4 protein-coding genes are annotated in these 4,140 nt (G+C 43.6%); all 4 read left to right on the top strand.

The features are described from left to right. Nucleotides 1-75: 75 nt before the first annotated feature. Nucleotides 76-1,866 carry a Kelch repeat-containing protein gene (locus E1163_RS01990; RefSeq protein ID WP_155168930.1) on the top strand — a complete coding sequence of 597 codons (1,791 nt, stop codon included), beginning with the start codon at nt 76-78 and terminating at the stop codon, nt 1,864-1,866. 195 nt (nt 1,867-2,061) lie between these two features. Beyond that, nucleotides 2,062-2,562 (top strand): glycine-rich domain-containing protein, encoded by a 501-nt coding sequence (locus tag E1163_RS01985; protein WP_155168928.1) that lies wholly within the window; start codon nt 2,062-2,064, stop codon nt 2,560-2,562. After that, nucleotides 2,550-3,332 (top strand): hypothetical protein, encoded by a 783-nt coding sequence (locus E1163_RS30310; protein WP_185155923.1) that lies wholly within the window; start codon nt 2,550-2,552, stop codon nt 3,330-3,332. Before E1163_RS01985 ends, E1163_RS30310 begins: the two co-directional genes overlap by 13 nt. Nucleotides 3,333-3,370: 38 nt before the next feature. After that, a complete protein-coding gene (locus tag E1163_RS01975; protein ID WP_155168926.1) occupies nt 3,371-4,084 on the top strand; it encodes a glycoside hydrolase family 25 protein in 714 nt (237 codons plus the stop codon). Nucleotides 4,085-4,140 lie beyond the last annotated feature (56 nt).

Here is a 4,140-nt window from a genome sequence, read left to right as displayed (position 1 = left end):
AATTATCCCACCGTTCCGGTTCCTGGGGCAATCTTTGCTTGCGCAAACCATTTCTCACATCTAACCGCTAAAGCTATGCGAAAACCAACTCATCTTACCTTGATTTTACTGTGCATTATCAGTGTGTTGTGGCTGGGGTCATGTCAGAAAGACGTGGACCCGGAAAGAGAACTGCAAGTCGAATTCAGTTTTAATGTTGTAAGTCCGGAAAACCAGTCCGGCCGACAGGCTGCTATGGCAGCAGAAGATATCCGAGCTATTGTAATTTCAATAGAAGACGAATCGGGAAACAGTGTATTCTCAAATGAAGAACTGCCCCTCTATGATTTTGAGGGAGAATATACTACCAAGCCGCTTTCCTTTAAAGCGGGAGATTACTATATCACCAAATTTATGGTTATTGATAACGAGATGGACGTGGTGTATGTTTGCCCGTTGCAAGGCTCGGCTAAAGCGCACCTGGTTGATCGTCCATTACCTTACCGCTTTCATGTGTATGCCAATGACGGTATAAAGTGGTCTCCCCAGGTAGTACCTACCGAAGGAAGCGTGGCAGGTGATTTTGGGTACACCACATTTGGCTTTGAAGAAATGAGAATCATTGATTTTGCCATAAGCCCGATGTTTTACAATTATGAGAGCGACAGGTACCAAATCACTAACGCTGATCTCTCCATAACTACGAGGTTTAGGGATATACTTGAAACCGACCTTAAAGAAGGCACAAATTTGATTTCCGTGTCTGACAGGTATGAGGAATATACCATTACGGTCAGTAAACCGGGATACAAACCCGTTCAGCAAAGCTACAAACTTCATGAACTGCGGGAGTTCAGGGATGATCCTCTGATTGTTCTGCTAGAGGATAAATTTAAGTTTGTAGAGGTCAGTAAAATATCTGTGTATAACGGTTTGGTACCGGATAGGGTGGAGGCCATGGAGGCGCTGCCTAACCGTCCGTTCAGCCTTGTTATTGGTATTCGCAATGAAGGTGCTGACTGTGGTAGTGGCACACCTGCTGCTTTATGGCTTGACGAGGGATATGGTCCGTCTGTTGAAGCTAATTTTATTCAAAGCCTCCCATTAACGCAGAGTGTGCCTGATATTTTTGCCAATTTCCAGAGGATCATGTTCACCGGATCAGGCTGGTGCGGTGACAGGTCAGCTTATTACTCCAAAGACCCTACAGTTGCCTGGAATAATTCTGTACCTGGACCACCGGCAACCCTTTATAGCTTTGCTGATTTTAACAATGTAACTTTTGCCGGTACAGGACTTGGTACTACCGTAGGTGAGGTCTATAGGTGGACAGGTGGTGGTACCTGGAGAAAATTGCACCAGCTACCTGCACCACGTACATTGGTTACTTCTATGGTTGAGTTTAACGGGCAGCTCTTTATCGGTTCAGCAAACAGAGAGGGTAGCCAGACTGGTGGCAGCCCTGTATTTGCAACGGGTAATGGTACTACATTTTTACCCACATCGGGTATACCCTCTGATATGGATGTAGATAAGCTGTTGGTTGTTAACGGTAAGTTAATGGCTATTACTCGTGTACACAACAGCCACTTCAGGGCATATTTTTATCTGTGGGATGGAGGGGTTTGGAAGGAAACTTATAACCCGCAGTTTAGCCGGATCAATGGTCATCATATCACGGTTATGGGCAATATGATTGTTGTTTTTGCCCGAACGTATGGAGGGCAATTAAGAGTTTGGATGTCGGATGATTATGCCAGGACCTGGCATAAAATACCTTGGGATTATCCTGAAGTAAGCGTGTTGAAAAGTATAAATGGGCGTCTGTTTTTTGGTACCGGGCAAAATGCTATGGGAGAAGTTATGATTTACCGGCTTGACCTTTAACAAGCTTCAGTTTCTGATTGTATATACTGGAAAGGCGCTCTTGATTGCGCCTTTTCTTCGTTATAATAGTTTACACCATCCGAACTCTTTCTGGCTATCTTTTTTTGCACCATTTACAATATTTTTTACAGATAAAATCTTATTATATTTGCCCTTTGAATCATTTTCCTTACTGCCAGAAAATTTAGTGATTGAATGCTTAAAGAAGACCTGTGGAATAGCATACGAAAATTTGAGATCGATGATCCCGAGTCAGGTTTTTCTTTTACTGACAGGCTGGTCAGGGAAAATTCATGGACAAGGGATTACGCCATACGGGCTATTTTTGAATACAAGAGGTTTATGTATTTGATCTGTATTGCCCCACATCCTTTGACGCCCTCCGACCAAGTGGACCAGGTCTGGCATTTACACTTGCTCTATACTGAATCATACTGGACGGACTTTTGCCAAAACACGCTGCAAAGAAATGTTCACCACGGCCCCACAAAGGGAGGGAAAGAAGAAAAAGAAAAATATAGTAACTGGTATGAAGAAACCGGGCAGTTATACACGCAGGTTTTTGGTTCCGAACCACCTGCCGACATCTGGCCGCCCGCTGAAATCAGGTTTACCGAAATCAACTTTACCAGGGTAAACAGGCATAGAAACTGGGTTATACCAAAACCTGCACTTTTTAGAAAATGGAAATTTTAACAAAACTGAGCCCTGCGGAAACGCATTTGATCCGGGCTACATCAGAAGCCACATTTAAAGATTTATTGAAGTACACGCTCTCAGACCTCCTGTTAAAAAAGGTATTGAATTACGAAGAGCGTATCTTGCAGTCTGACGAGAGAAGTCCGGAAAGGGTAGTGCCATACATATCTGCCGGTGAGAATTTTTCCCGGTACCACGCTTATATGCACGAGGTGCCCTTCCTCAAGGCATTCAATGATAATCCCGAACTCGACATCATGTTCAGGCATGTGGTGAAAATGGGATACGAACAGGCAGTGTCGAGAAGAAACTACATTTTTAGCCACTTACTGGCCAGTCCCCAAGTGGCGGGAAGGGTGAAAGGGCATGTGATCAACCGCCTGTTCAATTGGGTGCAATTAACAGAGCTGGGAGCCGCCACCAAAAGGCGGATAGATGAAGCCATAGAGAAACTGGAGAATGAACTCCCCGGCCTTCTTGAAAAGTCTCCTGAAAAAGCCCTTGAATTGTTAAAAAAGATCAATGGCAATGTGTATTTACTTCAGGGTCTCGATTTTGAGCTACTGAGTCAAATTGATAACGAGATCACGGAGCAAATGAACCGGCGGGGCCACGACTATTCATACTTTGACTCTTTTATTTATTTTGATTCCTATTCGTCATCTTTTGATAGTGACTTCGATTCTGCCGGTGGTTGCGGAAGCGGTTGTAGTAGTGGTTGCAGTGGTTGTAGCGGATGCGGTGGTTGTGGAGGTTGTGGTGGGTGAATTTTTATAGCACGGTACATGAGTAATCTCATTGAGCAATGAAAAGAGTCGTTTTGATCATTATTATAGTCATGGCTTTAGCTGTTGCCGGTGTGGCCCTGTTATACACCGGCTATCTTCGTTTCAACTATCCCGACCCGGATAAATTTCCGGTCAGAGGCATTGATATTTCACACCATCAGGGAAAAATAAGATGGGAGGAGCTGCAAGCCGAATCTATTGATTTTGTCATCATCAAAGCCACTGAGGGAGGTGATTATAAAGATCCGCTGTTTGATGAAAACTGGAGCCATAGCAGGAGATATGGTTATAAAACCGGAGCCTATCATTTTTACAGGTTGTGTAAAGAGGGTAAGGAGCAGGCAGCGAATTTTATAGCTGTAGTACCTGCTCATCCGGACAATTTACCACCGGTAATTGATCTTGAATTTGAAGGTAACTGTGATGCTGGCAGGTCTGAAGCACAGATAATTAAGGAAATCCGAGAATGTTTGAATGCGCTGGAGCGTCATTATGGAAAGACCCCGGTAATATATGCGACCCGGGAGTTTTATGATGAGTATATAGAAGGCGACTTTTTAAGCTATCCTATCTGGATAAGAGATATTTACAGGCAACCAAAGTTGGAGAACAACCGTGAGTGGCTCATATGGCAATATGCTAACAGGGGGCACCTGAAAGGAATTGATACCTACGTGGACCTGAATGTTATGGCTCCGGATACTGACAATGAATTTTTTAAAAATGAGTGAATAATTGAGGAATAAGCTCTACAGCCTATGAATTTTCGCTTTATTGAATTTAATTT

The organism is Fulvivirga kasyanovii (genome assembly GCF_009711405.1).
In the GTDB taxonomy this organism is placed as follows: Bacteria; Bacteroidota; Bacteroidia; order Cytophagales; family Cyclobacteriaceae; genus Fulvivirga; species Fulvivirga kasyanovii.
Note: the sequence above shows the minus strand (reverse complement) of the source record. Positions and strands in the feature narration are given on the sequence as shown.

Excerpts from the sequence above, each read along its gene's own strand:
- E1163_RS01990 (WP_155168930.1), top strand. The coding sequence starts at position 76 with ATGCGAAAACCAACTCATCTTACCTTGATTTTACTGTGCATTATCAGT.
- E1163_RS01985 (WP_155168928.1), top strand. The coding sequence starts at position 2,062 with ATGCTTAAAGAAGACCTGTGGAATAGCATACGAAAATTTGAGATCGAT.
- E1163_RS30310 (WP_185155923.1), top strand. The coding sequence starts at position 2,550 with ATGGAAATTTTAACAAAACTGAGCCCTGCGGAAACGCATTTGATCCGG.
- E1163_RS01975 (WP_155168926.1), top strand. The coding sequence starts at position 3,371 with ATGAAAAGAGTCGTTTTGATCATTATTATAGTCATGGCTTTAGCTGTT.